At 66.2% G+C, this 18,128-nt stretch carries 20 protein-coding genes; 10 read left to right on the forward strand and 10 right to left on the reverse strand.

The features are described 5' to 3' along the window. From ACH413_RS19640 to ACH413_RS19655, 4 genes are all read left to right on the forward strand, one after another. A partial coding sequence (locus tag ACH413_RS19640) for an AbfB domain-containing protein (RefSeq protein WP_396425023.1) occupies positions 1 to 1,237 on the forward strand: 1,237 nt, incomplete at its 5' end. A gap of 8 nt (positions 1,238 to 1,245) precedes the next feature. Beyond that, a complete protein-coding gene (locus tag ACH413_RS19645) occupies positions 1,246 to 2,319 on the forward strand; it encodes a S1 family peptidase (protein WP_360034049.1) in 1,074 nt (357 codons plus the stop codon). Between the two features lie 164 nt (positions 2,320 to 2,483). Continuing rightward, entirely contained in the window at positions 2,484 to 4,778 is a 2,295-nt protein-coding gene (locus ACH413_RS19650) for a transglycosylase domain-containing protein (RefSeq protein ID WP_360034046.1), read from the forward strand. A gap of 80 nt (positions 4,779 to 4,858) precedes the next feature. Next, positions 4,859 to 5,362 (forward strand): SRPBCC domain-containing protein, encoded by a 504-nt coding sequence (locus ACH413_RS19655; protein ID WP_360034043.1) that lies wholly within the window; start codon positions 4,859 to 4,861, stop codon positions 5,360 to 5,362. A 4-nt stretch (positions 5,363 to 5,366) separates the two neighbouring features. Here the strand turns inward: ACH413_RS19655 and ACH413_RS19660 are convergent, their stop codons facing one another. Continuing rightward, positions 5,367 to 6,269 (reverse strand): TIGR03564 family F420-dependent LLM class oxidoreductase, encoded by a 903-nt coding sequence (locus tag ACH413_RS19660; RefSeq protein ID WP_360034040.1) that lies wholly within the window; start codon positions 6,267 to 6,269, stop codon positions 5,367 to 5,369. 103 nt (positions 6,270 to 6,372) lie between these two features. On the opposite strand from ACH413_RS19660, the gene ACH413_RS19665 reads away from it, so the two are divergent. Continuing rightward, a complete protein-coding gene (locus ACH413_RS19665; protein WP_360034037.1) occupies positions 6,373 to 6,936 on the forward strand; it encodes a TetR/AcrR family transcriptional regulator in 564 nt (187 codons plus the stop codon). On the opposite strand, the gene ACH413_RS19670 is transcribed toward ACH413_RS19665, so the two are convergent. After that, complete coding sequence (locus ACH413_RS19670; protein ID WP_360034034.1) at positions 6,929 to 7,960, reverse strand: NAD(P)/FAD-dependent oxidoreductase; 1,032 nt, start codon at positions 7,958 to 7,960, stop codon at positions 6,929 to 6,931. The two genes, ACH413_RS19665 and ACH413_RS19670, sit on opposite strands and share 8 nt — an antisense overlap. Positions 7,961 to 8,129: 169 nt before the next feature. On the opposite strand from ACH413_RS19670, the gene ACH413_RS19675 reads away from it, so the two are divergent. From ACH413_RS19675 to ACH413_RS19685, 3 genes are read left to right on the forward strand one after another with little or no spacing between them, the layout of a single operon-like run. Beyond that, positions 8,130 to 8,906, forward strand: a complete 777-nt coding sequence (locus ACH413_RS19675; protein ID WP_360034031.1) for a Tat pathway signal sequence domain protein — start codon at positions 8,130 to 8,132, stop codon at positions 8,904 to 8,906. Between the two features lie 42 nt (positions 8,907 to 8,948). Continuing rightward, on the forward strand, positions 8,949 to 9,314 hold the full coding sequence (locus ACH413_RS19680) for a hypothetical protein (RefSeq protein WP_360034028.1): 366 nt from the start codon (positions 8,949 to 8,951) through the stop codon (positions 9,312 to 9,314). After that, positions 9,311 to 9,742, forward strand: coding sequence for a hypothetical protein (locus tag ACH413_RS19685; RefSeq protein WP_360034025.1), 432 nt, complete (start codon positions 9,311 to 9,313; stop codon positions 9,740 to 9,742). The genes ACH413_RS19680 and ACH413_RS19685 overlap by 4 nt, the downstream gene beginning before the upstream one ends. Here the strand turns inward: ACH413_RS19685 and ACH413_RS19690 are convergent. Further along, on the reverse strand, positions 9,739 to 10,155 hold the full coding sequence (locus ACH413_RS19690; protein WP_360034022.1) for a hypothetical protein: 417 nt from the start codon (positions 10,153 to 10,155) through the stop codon (positions 9,739 to 9,741). The two genes, ACH413_RS19685 and ACH413_RS19690, sit on opposite strands and share 4 nt — an antisense overlap. Before the next feature lie 59 nt (positions 10,156 to 10,214). After that, positions 10,215 to 10,604, reverse strand: a complete 390-nt coding sequence (locus ACH413_RS19695; protein ID WP_360034019.1) for a RidA family protein — start codon at positions 10,602 to 10,604, stop codon at positions 10,215 to 10,217. Positions 10,605 to 10,704: 100 nt separating this feature from the next. Here ACH413_RS19695 and ACH413_RS19700 point away from each other — a divergent pair, with 100 nt between their 5' ends. Further along, positions 10,705 to 11,067, forward strand: coding sequence for a winged helix-turn-helix transcriptional regulator (locus tag ACH413_RS19700; protein WP_396425024.1), 363 nt, complete (start codon positions 10,705 to 10,707; stop codon positions 11,065 to 11,067). Here the strand turns inward: ACH413_RS19700 and ACH413_RS19705 are convergent. Together ACH413_RS19705 and ACH413_RS19710 are read right to left on the reverse strand one after the other, a co-directional pair. After that, positions 11,064 to 12,080, reverse strand: coding sequence for a hypothetical protein (locus tag ACH413_RS19705; protein WP_360034014.1), 1,017 nt, complete (start codon positions 12,078 to 12,080; stop codon positions 11,064 to 11,066). The genes ACH413_RS19700 and ACH413_RS19705 overlap by 4 nt on opposite strands. Before the next feature lie 30 nt (positions 12,081 to 12,110). Continuing rightward, a complete protein-coding gene (locus ACH413_RS19710; protein WP_360034011.1) occupies positions 12,111 to 14,564 on the reverse strand; it encodes an AAA family ATPase in 2,454 nt (817 codons plus the stop codon). Between the two features lie 118 nt (positions 14,565 to 14,682). Here ACH413_RS19710 and ACH413_RS19715 point away from each other — a divergent pair, with 118 nt between their 5' ends. Continuing rightward, the gene (locus ACH413_RS19715; RefSeq protein WP_360034009.1) at positions 14,683 to 15,621 is read left to right on the forward strand and encodes an NmrA/HSCARG family protein; all 939 of its coding nucleotides are present in this window, start codon (positions 14,683 to 14,685) and stop codon (positions 15,619 to 15,621) included. Here ACH413_RS19715 and ACH413_RS19720 read toward each other — a convergent pair. The 4 genes from ACH413_RS19720 to ACH413_RS19735 form a co-directional block, all read right to left on the reverse strand. After that, on the reverse strand, positions 15,618 to 16,031 hold the full coding sequence (locus ACH413_RS19720) for a MarR family transcriptional regulator (RefSeq protein ID WP_360034006.1): 414 nt from the start codon (positions 16,029 to 16,031) through the stop codon (positions 15,618 to 15,620). The genes ACH413_RS19715 and ACH413_RS19720 overlap by 4 nt on opposite strands. Positions 16,032 to 16,105: 74 nt before the next feature. Next, positions 16,106 to 16,441, reverse strand: a complete 336-nt coding sequence (locus ACH413_RS19725) for a VOC family protein (protein ID WP_360034003.1) — start codon at positions 16,439 to 16,441, stop codon at positions 16,106 to 16,108. A 66-nt stretch (positions 16,442 to 16,507) separates the two neighbouring features. Then, positions 16,508 to 17,698 carry a sigma-70 family RNA polymerase sigma factor gene (locus ACH413_RS19730; RefSeq protein WP_360034000.1) on the reverse strand — a complete coding sequence of 397 codons (1,191 nt, stop codon included), beginning with the start codon at positions 17,696 to 17,698 and terminating at the stop codon, positions 16,508 to 16,510. Next, positions 17,695 to 18,066, reverse strand: a complete 372-nt coding sequence (locus ACH413_RS19735) for a YciI family protein (RefSeq protein WP_360033997.1) — start codon at positions 18,064 to 18,066, stop codon at positions 17,695 to 17,697. Before ACH413_RS19735 ends, ACH413_RS19730 begins: the two co-directional genes overlap by 4 nt. Positions 18,067 to 18,128: the final 62 nt, after the last annotated feature.

Genomic DNA, 18,128 nt, shown 5'->3' on the forward strand with positions numbered 1-18,128 from the left:
CGTGATGCTCGGCGAGTTCGGTGGCCTGGGCCGCAGGGTCGTCGACCACGAGTACCAGCCGGGCGCCGGATTCGCTTACGGAGCCCTGTACCCGGACGAGCAGTCGCTGACCAAGCGGTACGAGGAGATCATCAAGCAGGTCCAGCGGCTCATCCACACGCGCGGGCTGTCGGCGATGGTCTACACCGAGCCGTACGACGTGGAGAACGAGGTCAACGGCTTCTACACCTACGACCGGCGCGTGTTGAAGATGACCGAGTCGCGGGTGCGGGACGTCAACCAGAGGGTGCTCGCGGTCGCGCGTGGCACGGCGGTCAGTCCGGACGACGTGGTGTCGTTGCGCGTCACCACATCCGGCTACACCGACCGCTACCTGCGCCATCAGGACTCGCTGGCCCGCACCGATCTGGTCAGCACGGACCTGGGCAGGCTGGACGCCACGTTCCACCCGCGTCCCGGACTCGCCGACGCGGCCTGTCTTTCGTTCGAGTCACGGAACTTCCCCGGCCAGTTCCTCAGGCACAGCAGCGGACGCATCCGCCTGGACGTGAACAACGGTACGATCGCCGCCGATGCCACGTTCTGCCCGAGGGAAGGCTCTGGCGGTACCGCGCTGGAGTCGTTCAACGTGCGCGGTTCGTTCGTGCGCCACTACAACGAGGGCGTGTACCTGGCACGCTCCGGTGGCACGAACCCTTGGGACAGCGCGAACTCGTTCGCCGCGGACACCACGTGGGCGATCGGAACCGGGTTGTGGCGCAGCGGTGCGGAACTGCCGCTGGACCAGGCCCGTTCGTTCCGCGTCACCTCGCCCGGCTTCACGGACCGCTACCTGCGGCACCGGGAGTCGTTGGCGCGCACGGACGTCGTGACCAGCGGGAGCGACAGCCTGACCAAGGCGGACGCGACGTTCGTCATCCGGCGCGGGCTCGCCGACCCCACCTGCTACTCGTTCGAGTCCCGCAACATCTCCGGCCAGTTCCTGCGGCACGCGGACTTCCGCGTCCGTCTCGGCGCCAACGACAACACCGACCTGTTCCGCCGGGACGCGACGTTCTGCGCGCAACAGGGCACTGGCGGCGTCCGGCTCGAATCGGTCAACGAGCTCGGCACCAACATCCGGCACTACGCGGAGGAGGTCTGGGTCGCCTCGAACGGCGGCGCGCACACGTACGACAACCCTGCCTCGTACAACCAAGACGTGAGCTGGGCCGTGAGCTCACCTTGGACACCGTAGGAGAGAACATGCTGCTACGCATAGCTTCTGTGTCCGCGATCGTGCTGAGCACGATCACCATCCCTGCTGTGACGGCGTCGGCGGACGTCGTCGACGCGATGAGCCGTGACCTCGGGATCACCCAGGCGCAGGCCCTGACCAGGATCCGCGCCGAGAAGGTGGCGCTGAAGATCGCACCGGCCGCCGAGCAGGCCGCCGCCGACGCGTTCGGTGGCAGCTGGTATGCCGACGGCAAGCTGAACGTGGCCGTGACGGACCCCGCGAAGGTCGAGGCGGTCAAGGCCGCGGGTGCGCAACCGGTGTTGCGCACCAGGACACTCGCGTCCCTGAACGCGGTGAAGACGGGCATCGACAGACTGTCGAAGGCCGGATCGGTCTCGAAGGACGTCGCCGGGTGGCGGGTCGACGTCCAGCGCGGCGCCGTGGTGGTCGACGCCCTGCCGGGAGCCGACGTCTCGGGCCTGCCCAAGGACGTCGTCGTCAACACCGACGGCGTCCAGCGGCCGCAGACCTTCGCGGCCGGCACCGTCGGCGGCGACCCGTTCTACACGGGCAACGTCCGCTGCTCGATCGGCTTCTCGGTGCACGGCGGCTACGTCACCGCCGGGCACTGCAACGTCGGTGCCTGGAACGTGTACGGCTGGGACCGTTCGTGGCAGGGCGAGTTCGTCGGCTCCTCGTTCCCCACCAACGACTACGGCTGGGTGCGCACCGGTGGCGGCTGGTGGAACGTGCCGGTCGTGCTCGGCTGGGGACAGGTGAGCGACGCGCTGGTGCGCGGTTCGTGGGAGGCCCCGCCCGGCACCTCGGTGTGCCGTTCGGGCTCGACCACGCACTGGCACTGCGGCGTCGTCCAGGGCCGCAACGAGACCGTGAACTACCAGCAGGGCGCGGTCTACGAGATGGTCGGCACCAGCGTGTGCGCCGAGCCGGGCGACTCCGGCGGCTCGTTCATCACCGGTGACCAGGCGCAGGGCGTGACGTCCGGCGGTTACGGCAACTGCTCCGGCGGCGGCCGCACCTGGTTCCAGCCCGTCAACGAGATCCTTCGCACGTACGGGCTGACGCTTCTGACGGCCTGATCGATGTCCTCCGGGACGTGAATGCGCATGGAGTCGCGTTCACGTCCCGGAGGCGTTCCGCAGCGAAGATCGTCATGTGCGGAACCACCTGATCCTTCGCGCGTCCTGGGGAGATGGGGCCGAACAAACCATTCAGGGACGATGAAGTTGGACCGCCGAGGCGCATGCCCCCGCGCAGACCGGGCGAGGAGCGCACGGCACGGATCCCTCCGGCGACCAGGCCACCGCAGCGCGAGCCCGAACTGATGACGCATCGCGAGCCCGCCGACGAGTACTACGACGACGACGAGGAGTACTACGACGACGAGCCGGAGCTCAGCGAGGACGAAGAGCGTCGTCTGCGGAAGAAGAAGATCTGGAAGCGGGTCCGCATCGGCGTGTTCGTCGCGATCGGCCTCATGCTCCTCGCTCCGGTGATCGCGATCGCGGTGACGTACCCGCTCGTGGAATGGCCGCGCCCGAACGAGATCGCGGACGCGCAGGACAAGACGATCACGTTGCTGTACTCCAACGGCGACGAGATCGGGAAGATCACCTCGCCGGGCCAGAACCGCACGTTGCTGACGTACGAGGAACTCCCGGACACCGTCAAGCAGGCCGTGATGGCCGCGGAGGACGCGGACTTCTACGACAACCCCGGCTTCGACGCCAAGGCGATCGTCCGCGCCGTCTGGATCCAGGCGACGGGTGGTAGCTCGGGTGGTTCCGGTCTGACGCAGCAGTACATCAAGAAGGCCACGGGCAACGAGGATCCGACGCTGACCCGCAAGTTCATGGAACTCGTGCAGGCCTACAAGATGAGCAACGAGTCGGACCACAACACGATCCTCACCGCGTACCTCAACACGGTGTACTTCGGTCGTGGCGCGAACGGCATGAAGGCCGCGGCGCAGGTCTACTACAACAAGCAGATGAAGGACCTCACGCCGTCCGAGGCCGCGTTGATCGCCGGCATGATCCAGCTCCCCTCGTGGTCGGAGAAGGCCGACCACTCCAAGAAGCGCTGGGAGTTCGTGATGCTCCAGATGCTTCAGAAGAAGTGGATCTCCCAGACGGACTACGACGCCCGCCAGTACCCGACGCCGTTGCCGCTCGAGCAGACGCAGCCCCAGGGCCTGGACGGTCCGCTCGCCCGCGTGAGCCAGCAGGTGCAGGACGAGATCGACGGTGAACTCGTCGGCATGACCATGGAGAAGGCGCAGAAGATCGGTGTCACGGTCACCACGACGATCGACCCGAAGATGCAGCAGGCCGCGGTCGACGCCGTGAACTCCGTGATGGAGGGCCAGGACGCCGACCTGCGGACGTCGCTGAGCGCGATCGAGCCGCAGTCCGGTGCGGTGCGCGCCTACTACCCGGGCAAGGACGGGTTGAAGGGCATCGACTACGCCAAGGGAACGATCCAGGAGGCCGGGTCGTCGTTCAAGCCGTTCGACCTGGTGGCCGCGCTGAAGATGGGCAAGGGCATCGGCGACACCTACGACGCCGCACCCCGCAAGATCGGTGGCGTCGAGATCCGCAACGCCGGCAACACCACCTGCGGCAAGCAATGTCCGATCAAGCAGGCCATGAAGGAATCGCTCAACACCGTGTTCTACGACATGGTGGCGGGCCCTGAGGGCACTGGCACGAAGGCGGTGGCGGAGGCGGCGCACTCGGCCGGCATCCCGAAGGTCGTCCGGATCAACGGTGAGGACAAGCAGACGCTGGTCGGTGAGGGAGGCGGAGCCCCGAACGCGGGTATCGCCATTGGCGCCGACAACGCGCAGGTGCGGCCGTTCGACATGGCGTCGGCGTTCGCCACCTTCGCCGCCCGCGGCATGTACCGGGCTCCGTTCTTCGTCGCGAAGATCACCGGCCCGACCGGTGACGTGCTCTACCAGCACGTGGACCAGGCCGAGCCCGCGTTCGACCCGGTGGAGACGAAGAGCCGTGACATCGCGGACAACGTCACCGAGACGCTGAAGGACATCCCGGGCTACTCGAAGATCCCTTGCGCCGGCAACCGCGAGTGCGCGGGCAAGACCGGCACGCACGAGCTTCCCGGCAGCCTCGACCAGAACTCGAAGGCCTGGATGGTCGGCTACACGCCGCAGCTGTCCACGTCGGTGTGGGTCGGCAAGGACGCCGGCAACGTGGCCATCAGGGACAAGAGCGGCAAGCCGGTCTTCGGCTCCGGCCTGCCCGGCCAGATGTGGAAGAAGTTCATGGACGCGGCTCTGCAGGGAGTCCAGGCGGAGAAGTTCCCGAAACCGAACCCGCTCGGCAACTTCGAGCCGCGCAAGTCCGACCCGCCGTCCAGCTCGCAGACCACCACCAACCCGACCACCACCACGGCGCCGCCGACGACGACCACGACCACCACGGCGCCGCCGACGACGACCACGACCACCACCGCGCCAACGACGACGACCACGACCGGCACTCCACCCGGAGGGGGCAACCCGGGAGGCGGCTGATCGGCCGATGACGACCGGGACGCGAACGCGTATTTTCTTCACGTCCGCGTCCCGGTCGATCTCTTTGACGAGGTGGTCACGTGCTGGCAGCCGGTCTGGTGCTCGCGATGCTCGCTAGCGGCGCTCCACTCGACCCGAGAGAGCCTGGCGAGCACTCGGTGGTCTACCGCGCCGAGACGGTGATCTCCGCGCCCCAGGAACGCATCTACGGCCTCATCACCGACTTCCCCGGCTACGCGCGCTGGAACCCGTGGGTGGTCAAGGCGGCGGGCGGCACCGCGCCGGGCGACGAGGTCCGGGTGGACGTGCTCCTCGGTTCGGTGAAGATGGCCGCGAAGCACACCGTGCTCAACGGCGTTCCGGGTCAACGCTTCTGCTGGAAGGACGCGGGCTGGAACGCGTGGTTCGTCTACGGCCAACGTTGTCGAACGCTCACAACGCAGCCCGACGGCACCGTGCTCGTCACCAACGAACTGCTGGTCGACGGCGTGCTGTCCGGGGGAGCGGACCTGTTCATCGGCAAGGCCATGAAGGACGGCATGCAGGCCGAGAACGCCGCTCTGAAACGGGCCGCCGAACTCTGAGGTGTCAGCGGACGAAATCGGCGAGCAGGCCGGTGGTGCGGTTCTGCTCGTCGGCGGTTCCGTACGGCGCGGCCATGAACTCGGTGACGCCGGCCTCGCGCAGTCGTGAGAGTGCCTGTGTCACTTGGGTTTCCGTGCCGACGATCGCGACGTCCTGCGGTCCGGCCGCTCCTTCCCGGTCGAGCGTCGCGCGGTACTCGGGCACCTGCGCGGCGAGTGCGAACTGCTCGGCGATCCGGGCGCGGACGTCGTCTGCCGTGTTCGTGACGCAGACGGGCAGTCCGGCGATGACTCGTGGTGCTCTGCTTCCGGCCGCCTTGGTGATGGTGGGAACGATGTGCTCTCCCAAGGCTTTCGGGCCCGTCATCCAGGTGACCGCTCCGTCGGCGAGTTCTCCCGCCAGTCGCACCATCCGCGGCCCCATCGCCGCGACGATCACCGATGGTGCTCTCACCTCGCCCGAGACAGTCACCGCTCCTACCGCTGTGAGCGTTTCGCCGCGGTGTTCGACGCTTTCCCCTCGCAGCAACGGTCCGAGCACCGTCAGGTAGTCGCGCATGCGTTGCACGGGCCGGTCGGTGGGCAGTCCGAACATCCCCGACACCATCGCGGCGACACCTGCGCCGATGCCCAGCGTCAGGTGACTTTTTGTGGCTGCCTGCGCTGTCAGCGCCTGTCCGGCCAGCATCATCGGGTGCCGCTGGGGAACGGGGACCACGGCCGTGCCCACGGCGATGCCGGGGACGGCGGCACCGGCGATCGCGATGGCGGTCAACGCGTCCCAGCCCAGTGCCTGACTCGCCCACGCCGTGGCGAATCCGGCGTCGGCCGCCGTCCGCACCTGGCCGACGATCGCGTCCAGGGTCGCGGGACCGCGTACGTCGCCGACCGCTAATCCGATCTTCATTCTTCGTCTCCACCTGTCCGGTCGCTAAGTGGAGGGACCACCCCACTTGCGGTCCGGTACGATATGGGGGACCCACCCCACTTAGCAACAAGGTGCCGGACCCATGGGAGAAACCCCCAGCTCGTCAGGCCGGCGGGCCGATGCGCAGCGCAATCGCGACCGGCTGGTGGCGGCGGCGAGTGCGGTGATCGCCGAGTCCGGAGCCGGAGCGTCCCTGGAGGAGATCGCCCGCCGCGCCGGAGTCGGATCGGCCACGCTGCACCGGCACTTCCCCCGCCGCTGGGAACTGCTGGAAGCGGTGCTCCGTGATCGCGTGCAGGCCTTGCGTGATCGAGCGGAGGACCTGCTGACAGCGCCTGCCGCAGGGACGGCCCTGGTGACCTGGTTGCGTGCCGTGGTGGCGCACGCGGCCACCGCGCGTGGGCTCGGGCCGGCGCTGACGGGGTACGAGTCCGACCCGGAGTTCTCGCCCCACACCACGATCCGGGAAGCCGCGCAGCAGCTGCTCGACCGTGCCCAGGCAGAGGGTTCGGTCGGCCTGGGCGTCACCGTGGACGACGTCCTGCAACTCGCGAACGGGATATCCCTGGCGGTCGAGTCCTCGCCCGATCCGGCGGAACGCGCGGAAGTGTTGGTGGCCCTCGTCGCCGACGGGCTTCTTAGTTGAAGAGAATCCGCTTGGCCACGGCCTTTCCCGGCGGCGTGCGCAGCGTTGTGAACGCGAACTCGGCGAGGTGCGGACTCCTGACGAGCGACAGGCCGCGCCGCAGCAGCGACCTGGTGCGGTAGCGCCGTCGCATGGCCGCGGCGTCGTAGTGCTCCAGCACGTACCTGTTGCCGCTGCGCAGGTAGTCGAACGTGACCGACGCCGCGAGCTCGGACATCCGCATGCACGGATCGAGCCCGCCCGCCGTCAGCGGCGAGACCGCGCCCGCCGCGTCACCGACCAGCAACCCTTGCGGTGACACGATCCGGCGCAGCAGCCCGCCGACCGGAATCGGCCCGCCCCTGCGCTTCACCGGCCCGGCGGGTGCCGGCGTCGGGAAGCTGTCGCGGAAGCGTTGCAGCAGTTGGGGGAGGGGCGCGCTGAACCGGTCGGCGCGCCCGGCCAGTCCGACGTGCGCGTGCTCGCCGTCGTCGATGACCCAGGCGATGTAGCCGGGCGCGATCCGCGGGTCGACCACGCAGTGGAACGTCGGCGTCGAGCCGGATCTGACCGGGTAGACCTCCTCGATGCCGGTGATGAGCTGCCGGTTGACGTCGAGGCCGAGGTTCTTCGCGACCGTCGACCTGGCCCCGTCCGCGCCGATCGTGAACCGGGCTTTCGTGGACTTCGCCGGATAGCTGGAGTTCAGGCTGACGCGCGCACCCGCCCGTTCGGCGTCCTTGACCGCGGCGGCGTAGATGCCCTCCATGTCGCCGACGCGGAACTCGTCGCGCGTGCTCACCAGTTCCACCGGATTTTCGTGCGACGGCGGGTAGAGCAGCACGCGCCGGACCGCCGGGCCCAGGTGGGGAAGCTCGTAGTCGTCGAGCGTGCGCCGGACGAAGATCCCGGTCGTGCGGATGCCGGTCTCCAGGCTTGTCCTGCGTTCACAAACGGCCACGTCGAGGCCTGCCTGCGCGAGCAGCCGCGCGGTGTTGAGACCGGCCAGCCCGGCGCCGACGACGAGCACGTCCACGGTGTCCATGCCCCGACGCTAGGTCCGATCACCCGACCGGTTCCCGTTTCCCGGCAACACCTTCACCGGATCTGCACCGTTTCTCCACGAATGTGAGCCCTTGACACGTCGGAGGTCTGTCCCAGATCGTGTGCGTACCGCTGCCTCGAACCGCCGCCCTGGTTCGAGGAGGAACCGCATGCAGTTGTTCAACCGCCGCACCGCGCTGCGAGGAGCTCTCGCCGTCGCGGCCACGCCACTGGCCGCGGGTGTGGCCTCCGCTGACGTGGGTGCGATGGCGTTCGTGCAGAAGTGGGCGCCGAACCCCGGTTCGGCCGGCCTCAAGGCGTTCGTCGGCATCGAGGACGACCGCTCCAACTCGCATCCCTCGGCCACGCACATCTTCGCCGAGAGCGACCAGTACCGGTTCGTGATGCACAAGTCCGATCGGGACGGTTCCGACCGGCAGCGCAACGAGGTGCGCGCGATCCAGACCGGCAGCACCCGCCACGACATGAAGAAGGGCGAGACCTGGCGCTTCAACTACCAGATGTACATCCCGACGTCGTTGAAGGGCACCACCAGCTTCTCGCACATCTTCCAGGTCAAGCACACCGGCGTGGACTCGCCGGTGGTCACCATGTCGCTGTTTCGCTCCGGTTCCACCGAGACCGTCGAGATGCGACTGTTCGGCGCGGGCCAGGCGAAACTCGGCAGCACGCCGCTGGCCCCGTTGCGCAACAAGTGGATCGACGTTGAGATCGAGATCAAGGTCGCCGACTCCGGCAGCCTGCGTTTTTCGTTGAAGGACGGCGGCACGACCGTCGTCAACGCGTCGCGGTCCGGCTTCGACACGTGGCTGGGCGGTGACCAGGCGCATCCGAAGTGGGGCATCTACCGGAGCATCAACGACTCCGCGCAACTGCAGGACACCTACCTGTTGCTCCGCAACATGAAGGCGTACCGGAACGAATAGAGGGTGTTCCCAGGAAGCCTTCGAGAGGTGAGAATCACTCGCGTGGGGGACCTTCACGGAAGAACTGTCGAGAGCAGGGCCGGTGTCGCCGCGTTTCTGGCGGGCGTGTGGCTCATCGCCGCACCACCGGTCCTGCACTTCGGCGCGTCACTGCACGCTTTCCGGCCGTACTGGTGGTCGATGGGCCTGGCCGTCGTCGTGATGCTGCTCGGCATGGTGCGGGCGATGGCACCGTTGGACGTGCCGCTGGCGCAACCGATCACCATCGGCCTGGCGGTGGGCCTGATCGTCGTGGCCTTGCTGCGCACGGACGGCGGCACCGCGGCCGTTTGGCTCAACCAACTGGTTGTCGGCGCTCTCATCGGCTTGTCCGCCGGGCTCGCGTTGCTGATCAGCATGCGCCGATGAGGTGGTCGGACCACTGCCTGATCTGCTCGGGTCAACAGGAACTCGTGGTCAACGTCCGCGAACGCGGCCCGTACGAGCAGATGCACGACTACACGCGCGTGCTCTTCTGTCGTGCGTGCGCGGTCGGCGAACTGCGGTCGTTCAGCTACGACGGTTTCGTGGTGTTCGGCGAGGAGGACGAGGTCATGGTCTGGTCCTCGATCCTTCCCGCCGCTGACGTCGATCGGCTGCGCGCGGCCTTCACCTGCCCGACCCCGCTGGCGGGCAACTGCGAATGTGCTGAGCACGTCCGCGCCTACGACACGAGCCTGCGCGTGAACAAGACCCGGCTGCCGGAACACGGGCCCGACCGGCACAGTCCGGCCGGGCGCACCACCGCTGCCGTGGAACTGGCAGACGGCCTGGCAGAGTTCCGCTCGGTGTCCTAGCAACGCTCGCTGGTCTTGGCGAACAGGAAGTAGCTGCTCCCGTCGACCTCACCGTGAGCGCGCGTGCACACGTCCAGCGTGTCCGCCCCGCCAGACCACAACTCCTGCTGCCCACGAGCACCGGTCTTGTAGCCGTTGGAGTTGTTCGGCCGCGTCTGAACATACGTGCGCAGCACGAAATCCCTGCCATGACTGGCAATCCACGAATCCCACACGTAGACGTAGGAGTAGTTCTTCCCGCAGCCCGCGTACTGCTTGACCGAAGCGACCGTCGTGCTGCCGTTCTTCACGTAGGCAGTCGACCCGATCTGCCCAGCACCGGGACAGGCGGGATTGGTCTCGGCCTGAGCGGTACCGGTCAGCACGGTGGCACCCGCAGCCGCGATCGCCGCCACGGCCAGAATCTTGCGCATGGGTAGCTCCTCCTGGTTTTGCTCGGGAGCCTGCGCGTTTCCGGTTAGCCGCCGGTAAATCAGTCGATCACGGCCGTGGCCTCGATCTCGACGAGGTGCTCCGGCACGTCCAGCGAGGCCACCCCGATCAACGTGGCCGGCGGCGTGGCGGTCTCGCCGACCCGCGCCCTGGCGTTCTCGATGCCCTTGAGGAGCTCCGGCATCTTGTCCTGCGTCCAGCCCACGACGTAAACCCGAACCCGGACCAGGTCCTTGAACGACGCCCCCGCAGCCTTCAGCGCGGTGTGAACGTTCACATATGCCTGCTCGGTCTGCAGCGCGAGGTCAGGCGCGGCGTCCCAGGCCACCTGCCCGGCTAGGTAAATCGTCTTCGAGCCGCTGGCGACGGCCACGTGGTGGTAGACGTCAAGCTGCGGCAGCTCGTCGGAGTTGATGAGCGTGACTGCCATTGCGTGCTCCTATTTCGCTCTCTTGTGGTTACTCGGTAACCGTAGGAGAGTGAGCACTGACCTGGAAGAACGCACTTTTTCGAGAGTGGGGCACCAAAAGGTGAGCAAGCAGCTCAGCGGCGATCTGGCCCGCGCGGATTCACTGGCCCGCGAGATCTTCTCCGACATCGCCAACAAGTGGGCGCTGCTGATCGTCGAGACCATCGGCGACACGACGAAGCGCTTCACCGAACTCAAGACGGAGGTGGACGGCATCAGCCACAAGATGCTGACCCAGAACCTGCGGCTGCTTGAGCGCAACGGGCTGGTGTTGCGCGTCGTGCATCCGACGGTGCCGCCGCGTGTGGACTACACGCTGACCGAGCCTGGTCAGGCGTTGCGGGCGACCGTGGACGCGATGTGTGCGTGGACGACGCGCTATCTCACTGACATTGAGGCAGCCCGCTACCGCTTCGACGCTTAGTCCTCGTCTTCCTCGTCTGTGTGGTCAATTTCAGTTTGCGCTAGGTGCCGCAGAATTGACAGCTTCTCCTCTTCTTCTGCTGTCCTGGCGATAGCTCTACCGCTCAAGTACTGGGATGCCAGATGTACCACGTGACTTTGTGGCACGTGTGGCTGGGCTCGTTTGAGTAGATCGAGGATGATCTGAGGTTCGACCTGGTGCGCTGCTGTCGTCGCGACGGTGCTGAGCGTGTTGATTACGTGCTTGTCGATTGTGGGTTCGGTCGAGCGTGGTCGTGCTAGATATTCGAAGGCTTCTACAGGTAGGTACGCATCGTCAATGTCGTTGACGTAGGGAGCGGCAGATTTTGCCACCATCGTGGCGAATTCTCTGAATGATTCGTCTACGCGACTGTCCGAGGAGTTGGCGGTAGCCCACACCAGCACCAGCGACGACATAGCCTCGGAGGTGCTTGCGCTGAACATCTTGGCGAGCATGTCGACAGGGAAGGCGCCTCGTCCGATCAGGTCAGGGTGAGCGCAGAGCGCAGATATGAGTTCGAAGGTGGACACAAGGCTTTCGTTGAACTCGTCATTTGTGCGCGGAATCAGATGCCGCAGTGCGCGTTCTACGAGGTCACGAGGAGTTCTCGGCGCCTCTCTCGACAGTGCGACAGCCATCACCGCCTTAGATCTATGATTCATCCGCACGCCAGCGTCCAGTCGGTTGATGATCTTGTGCAGGAAGAAGAGGTCGAAGGGAATTGCTCGTCCGGTGCCGCCGGCCCCGGACTGTTGGATGACCCAGCTGGCTAGGTTCGAGACCAACGACTGCTCTTGGTGATCTGAACTGATGGTGTCGTCGACAAGCTTTTCGCCGGCACGCACCATGCCCTCGAGCTCCGCATCGCCTAATAGCCTCGCCGCCCGTTCGACAGTCGACATGTCGTCGATGTTGAGACGCGCGATGTGCCACGTATCGGTCTGCACGAGTGTGATCGAATCGAGGATCTCTTCCCAGCCCTCGGGGTCCAAACCCGCCTGCCAGAGGTGGACGGTTGCTTTTCAGGCGGACAGCGGTGAGTCCTCTTGGTACTTGAACAAGGTCTCAATCGGTGTCGATGCTTCCTGGTCTAGGAGAACTCGTAGACAGACGAGATTGGCGGAGTAGTTGGCTAGGCGGGACACGACAGTGGCGGAAGCCGGTTGGTAGGCCGGATAAGGATCACTCAAGGCGCGATCATGGAACGACCGGATGAGGTCCTCCAGCACATCTAGTACAGACTTCCTGCTCTCTGTGGAGAGAGCGCTGAACAGGCCCTGGGCAAAGGCTATGATCGGATCTCGCTTGACGAACGCCTGGTGGGACGTCAGCCCGTACAAAAGCGAGTTGTCCGGTGGTGCCTTTCGCTGGTAAGGATTCGCGGCGGGGAGTGCTCGCGTCGCGGCCATCTGAACGAGCAGCTTCATTGTCACGTCGGCGATCAAATACTCGCCGAAGGTTGCATGCAGGAACTCGTAGGTGCGCCGGCCTGGCTGGCTTCCCTCGTTGAGGGTTGGCGAGTGGATGAAGAAGAAGTTCTCCACCGTTCGGTCCGCGTCGTCGACGGGAGTGTCCAGAGTGTTGTTCTGGGTTGGCTCGCTCGGTGCGAAGACGGAGAGGTCCCGATTGAGCTCAGCGGCAGACACGTACTGGTGTCCGCGGTTGAACATCGCGAACGCGGCGATACCTAGCCTCCACCAACTCTCTTCCATGCGCTTGTCGATGATCTCTCGTGGCAGCGGAACCGCGTTCTTTTCGCTGACTTGGCGTAGTACGAACGAGTCGATGAGACGTCGGTACAGTTCGGCGTTGGAGAGGTTTTGGCTATCGAGCAGCGGCGTAGTTGGGTCGGCCTCGTAGATGATGAGCATCAGCAGGAGTAGCGGCTGCCGCGCCAGTTCCATGTGTTGCCCCAACGCTTTCCGCTTCGTCGAGCGGAAGCCTGGGGTTTGCTCGTTCGCCGTGTTCCACGCGTCGAGCCAACGATCGATGCGGTCGTCATCGAACTCCTCGAGCATCACGATCGGTACCCCGGCCGGGATGCTGGCGCGGTTGGCGACGAGAACTCTCGAGGTGACCACCACCGCCACGGGCCGACCGCGGTTCGTCTGCAGCTCCTGGAACTCCTTCACCTGCTGGAGGTAAGTCGACTGGTGCACGCCGCTGGCCTGTATCAGCTCGTCGAAGCCGTCCAGCAGAACCACCGGTGTGATGTCGGCGCCGCACTCGTCGGCCAGGTCGCCCCAGTCGACGCGTTTGCTTAACACCTCGTGCAACGCTGTTTCGATCTGGGTCTGAACGCGGTCCTGAGCCCTCACCTTGCGGAGCTGTACCGTGATGACGGCGAACTGGTTCGGGGGAAGTCTTGCGGCCAGCACGTCCATCAGTAGTGACTTGCCTGCACCGGGATTTCCGAGCACCAGCAACGGGAGTTCAGTACTCTCCTGGCCGGCCAGGTGCGCGGCGAGGAACGTGTTGAGGTCTTCGCGGACGTTGGTGGAGCTCCACCACCAGTGTTCGGAAGCCGGATCGGTGAACTCGGTGTAGACCGCGAGTCGGTAAGCCGGTGTGACGAACCCCTTCTCCACAGTTGGAAACAACGCGTTGATCGACGAAGTATCGCCGACGGACCTGAGCAGTGGTTTGGTCAGGATCTTCTCGGCTACGGTCCGAAGCTGCGTGCAGTGCGGGCGCGTTTGCTGGTTCTGCTCAACAGGAAGTCTGGCGAGCAAGGTGGAGAAGAGTTCCAGGGACTCTGTTTTGATCGTTGCGAACTCCTGCGCCACCGCGGCACGGGTCGCCGCGTGCTCGCCGAGCATCGCCCAGATGTGGAACTCCGGTATTGAGGCCGAAAGTCCGACGTAGTGATGGATGTACTTGGATTGCGTATTGAGGTTCACGGACGCGATGAAGCTGGGGGTGCCAAGTTGTGCGGGGGCACCGGCCAAGCCCGCAATGAACCGACAGGCATCGTTGACAGCCCTTACAAGGAAGTCCTGCAGGTCTCCCCTGAGGTTCTCGTGGAAGCCCCGGACTGCGCTGGGAGCCGGTACTGCGATCGAAGTCAAGGCAGGTAGGGCAGAGACTTCCTTCTTCTTGTCCGGTGGCTCGGAGTCGAGGACGCGAAACTTCTCGCGGTCTGTGATCTTGAACTGGTCGAAGCTAGCGCCGATCTCGTCACGCAGAGCCTCGAAGACCGAGGTGACGGCGATGATCGTGTGCGCGGCCTCGATCAGCTCATGCCGGTGAGTCCTGTCCAGGCCGGTGAGTTTGTCGGCGACGCCATCGAGGATCTTGCGTAAACAGTCTGTGGCCTCGTTCTTTGGGTCGACCAGGCTGAAGACGTCCGGTTCGACCGCGCCGCCGACCAGGATGCTCACGCCCAGGAAGGTGTCGGTCTTGTTCAGCCAGGGATGGTCGTACTCGCCCAGGACGCGGAGCGCGCCTTCGTATGAGAACAGGGCCGGGCGCGACATCCACATACCTCCGCAGGGCGACTGGAAGCCCTATCGCGCGGCGTGTGGCACGGGTTACACCCAAACGAAGTGGTCACCAGTCTTGATAGTCACTGAAAAGTGACTATATGGTTGAGGCATGAGCGATAAGAAGATCATTGCTGTGGTGGGGGCTACCGGCGAGCAGGGTGGCGCGGTGGCGCGGGCGCTGCTGGCCGACGGGAAGTTCGCGGTGCGTGCGCTCGCCCGCAACCCCGAGTCGGCGGCGGCCAAGAAGCTGGCCGAGTTGGGGGCCGACGTTGTCGCGGCCGACCTGTACGACGTGGAGAGCTTGCGCAAGGGGTTTGGAGGGGCGTATGGCGCGTACCTGGTTACGCCGTTCTTCACGCACATGTCGGCGGCCAAGGAACTCGAAGAGGTGCAGAACCTCGTTGCGGCCGCAGGAGGTTTGAAGCATGTCGTGTGGTCGACGTTGGAGGACACGCGTGAGGTGATCTCGCTCGACGACGACCGGATGCCGACGTTGGACGAGAAGTACAAGGTGCCGCACTTCGACGTGAAGGGTGGCGAGGCGGACGTGTTGTTCGAGAAGGCCGGGTTGCCGACCACCTACGTGCGGATGTCGTTCTACTGGAACAACTTGCTGGGTGGCATGGCGCCGCACCGTGCGGAGGACGGATCGCTCAAGTTGTCGTTGCCGATGGGGGAGAGCCGGATCTCCGGGATCGCCGCCGAGGACATCGGCAAGGCTGTTGCGAGCGTGCTCAAGCACCCGGAGTCGACCATCGGGCAGACGATCGGGCTCGGCGTCGAGCACCTCACGGGGCAGGAGGTCGCGCAGGCGTTCAGCGAGGTGTTGGGCGAAAAGGTGACGTACGAGCCGTTGTCGCACAACGACTTCCGGGCGCTAGGGTTCCGGGAGGCGGTCGAGATCGGGAACATGTTCCAGTACTACGCGGAGTTCGACACGCACATCCTGCCTCGGCGTGACACCGGGCAGACGCGTGCGCTTGTGCCGGGGTGGTTGACGCTCAAGGAGTTCCTGAGCCTGCACCGCGAGGACATCGTGATCGGCTAGTGGGCGTGCGCGATCTCGGTGAAGACGGCCTTGAACTCGGCGAACCGGTCTGGGCCGACCAACTGGGCGAGCCTGGCCTCGATGTCCGCGATGATCTTCTGCGCCTGGACCATCTGGTCGCGGCCCAGGTCGGTGGGCACTACCAGTTTGGCGCGGCGGTCCGCGGGGTCTGGCTGGCGGGTGACGTAGCCGAGGCGTTCCAGCTCGTCGATGAGGGTGCCGACGACCTGCTTGTGCTGGCCGGAGCGTTCGGACAGCTCGCTCGCGCGCGTGCCGGACTGGGCGATGTAGGCCATGACGGCGCCGTGGCGGGGGCGCAGGTGCTCGTGGCCCGCCTCGGCCAGGCGGGTGAAGAGTTCCTTCTGGAAGCCCGAGAGCAGGTGCGCGGAAAGGACGCCGACGTCTGGCATGAGGGAGATGTTAACCCGGTGGCGGCCGAGTCCGAAGAGGACGGACGAACTCGGCACGCCTCGCCGGGCGGGGGTCAGGCCTTCGGCTCGTACAGGCTGAACGGGGTGCCCTGGTCGTCCGAGCAGTGGGCGATGCGGCCGACGTCCGGCACGGTCTGGACGTCGTCGCTCTTGCCGCCGAGCTCGGCGACCTTGCGCACGGACTCGTCGATGTCCGTGGTGTGGAAGTAGATTCGCGGCTGGGTGAGCTGGGCGTCCTTGACCGCGATCGCGCCTGACGCGCCGTTCGTGATGAAGTGGTAGTCCTCGCCCATCTGGCTGGTTTCCCAGCCGAACACGCCCGCGTAGAACGCCCTTGCCCGCGCGGTGTCCTCGGCGGGCAGCTCGAACCAGTTGACCTGTCCGGACATGTCGATCGCTCCTTCGGTTGTCGGGACTGACGAGCGAAGGACGAGCGAGCGGGGCCGAACTCGACATCAGCCGCCGAGAAGTTTCAGGCGGGCGGCGAGGAACCTGCGATCGGCCGGGCTGACCGCCAGGTCGTGGGCGAGCCGGTACGCGGCAACGGCTTCGGAGTGCCGGTCCAGGCGGCGCAGCAGGTCGGCGCGGGCGGAGTGCAGGAGGTGGTAGGAGTCCAGGCCGGTGATCCCGTCGATCAACGAGAGCCCGGCCTCGGGTCCTTCGGTCATCGCGACGGCGACCGCGTGGTTGAGTTCGATCACCGGAGTCGGTGTCACCGCGAGGAGTTCGGCGTACAGGGCGGCCACACGCGCCCAGTCGACCGGGTCCTGCACGTGCAGGGCGGCGATCACGGCGTGCAGCACGTACGGGCCGGGCGAGCCGAACCGCAGCGCGCGGTCGAGCAGTGCCATGCCCTCCGAGATCTCCTCGGTGTTCCAGAGCGAACGGTCCTGGTCTTCGAACAGCACGACGTCGCCGGCCGCGGTCAGCCGGGCCGCGCTGCGCGAGTTGTGCAGCAGCATCAACGCCACCAGGCCGTGCGCCTCCGGTTCGTCGGGCATCAGCGTCGCCACGAGCTTGCCCAGCCGCAACGCTTCGAGCCGCAGCGACGCGTCCGCCGTCGTGTAGCCGCGCGTGAAGATCAGGTAAAGCACCCCGAGCACGCCCTGCAGCCGTTCGGGCAGCAGGTGGTCGGCGGGCACCTCGAACGTGATGCCGGCGTCGCGGATCTTGCGCTTCGCCCTGACCAGCCGCTGGGCCAGCGCGGACTCGGCGACGAGGAACGTCCGCGCGATCTGCGCCGCCGTGAACCCCGCCACGGCCTGGAGTGTTAGCGCTAACCGCGCGTCCTCGGCCAGTGCGGGGTGGCAGCAGGTGAAGATCAGGCTCAGGCGTTCGTCGCCGAGGTCGACGAGCTGCTTCTCGGTCATCGCGACCGGCTCGGGCACGGCAGGCAGCTTCGTGCGGGCCATTCGAGCGTGCCGGATCCGGTCCAGGGCGTGGTTGCGGGCGACGGTGAGCAGCCAGGCGAACGGATCGTCCGGCACTTGTGAACGTGGCCATTTCCGCAACGCCTGCGAGCACGCCTCCTGCAGCGCGTCCTCGGCCAGCTCGAAGTCGCCCAGCGCCCGCACCAGCGCCGCGAGCATCCGGCTCCGGTGCTCGCGGTACACCCGTTCGACCGCGGCCGACGCGAGATCGCTCATGCCACCCCGTGGTTCAGGCCGGGGATGTGGTCGACCGGGCGCACCTCGATCGTCGCGCCGAAGTGCGCCTGCGGGATCATCTCGGCCAGCTCCAGCGCCTCGTCCAGGTCGCGGCAGTTGAGCAGGTAGTACCCGCCGAGGTGTTCGTGGGTCTCCGCGAACGGGCCGTCGGTGAGCAGCGCCTTGCCGTCCCGCACCCGCACCGTCGTCGCGGTGGCGACGGGTTTCAGCGGGTCGCCGGACACGTACACGTTCCGGCGACGGCACTCGTCGGCGAACGCGTTGACCCGCGTGAGGATCTCCTCGAACCGCGGGTCACCGGGGTGCGGGCGGTCCTCGCAGTTGTAGATCAAGAACATGTAGTGCATGCGTGCCCTCCAGTCGTCGTTCCGAGGACGAACGAGATCCCTGGAAGTCGACATTCGAGCAC

This window comes from Lentzea sp. NPDC020367 (genome assembly GCF_044387305.1).
Classification (GTDB): Bacteria; Actinomycetota; Actinomycetes; order Mycobacteriales; family Pseudonocardiaceae; genus Lentzea.

Bases quoted from the DNA above. Each gene is read 5' to 3' on its own strand.
- ACH413_RS19645 (WP_360034049.1), top strand. From the start codon at position 1,246: ATGCTGCTACGCATAGCTTCTGTGTCCGCGATCGTGCTGAGCACGATC.
- ACH413_RS19650 (WP_360034046.1), top strand. From the start codon at position 2,484: ATGCCCCCGCGCAGACCGGGCGAGGAGCGCACGGCACGGATCCCTCCG.
- ACH413_RS19660 (WP_360034040.1), bottom strand. From the start codon at position 6,269: ATGAAGATCGGATTAGCGGTCGGCGACGTACGCGGTCCCGCGACCCTG.
- ACH413_RS19665 (WP_360034037.1), top strand. From the start codon at position 6,373: ATGGGAGAAACCCCCAGCTCGTCAGGCCGGCGGGCCGATGCGCAGCGC.
- ACH413_RS19670 (WP_360034034.1), bottom strand. From the start codon at position 7,960: ATGGACACCGTGGACGTGCTCGTCGTCGGCGCCGGGCTGGCCGGTCTC.
- ACH413_RS19675 (WP_360034031.1), top strand. From the start codon at position 8,130: ATGCAGTTGTTCAACCGCCGCACCGCGCTGCGAGGAGCTCTCGCCGTC.
- ACH413_RS19685 (WP_360034025.1), top strand. From the start codon at position 9,311: ATGAGGTGGTCGGACCACTGCCTGATCTGCTCGGGTCAACAGGAACTC.
- ACH413_RS19690 (WP_360034022.1), bottom strand. From the start codon at position 10,155: ATGCGCAAGATTCTGGCCGTGGCGGCGATCGCGGCTGCGGGTGCCACC.
- ACH413_RS19695 (WP_360034019.1), bottom strand. From the start codon at position 10,604: ATGGCAGTCACGCTCATCAACTCCGACGAGCTGCCGCAGCTTGACGTC.
- ACH413_RS19710 (WP_360034011.1), bottom strand. From the start codon at position 14,564: ATGTCGCGCCCGGCCCTGTTCTCATACGAAGGCGCGCTCCGCGTCCTG.
- ACH413_RS19715 (WP_360034009.1), top strand. From the start codon at position 14,683: ATGAGCGATAAGAAGATCATTGCTGTGGTGGGGGCTACCGGCGAGCAG.
- ACH413_RS19720 (WP_360034006.1), bottom strand. From the start codon at position 16,031: ATGCCAGACGTCGGCGTCCTTTCCGCGCACCTGCTCTCGGGCTTCCAG.
- ACH413_RS19725 (WP_360034003.1), bottom strand. From the start codon at position 16,441: ATGTCCGGACAGGTCAACTGGTTCGAGCTGCCCGCCGAGGACACCGCG.
- ACH413_RS19730 (WP_360034000.1), bottom strand. From the start codon at position 17,698: ATGAGCGATCTCGCGTCGGCCGCGGTCGAACGGGTGTACCGCGAGCAC.
- ACH413_RS19735 (WP_360033997.1), bottom strand. From the start codon at position 18,066: ATGCACTACATGTTCTTGATCTACAACTGCGAGGACCGCCCGCACCCC.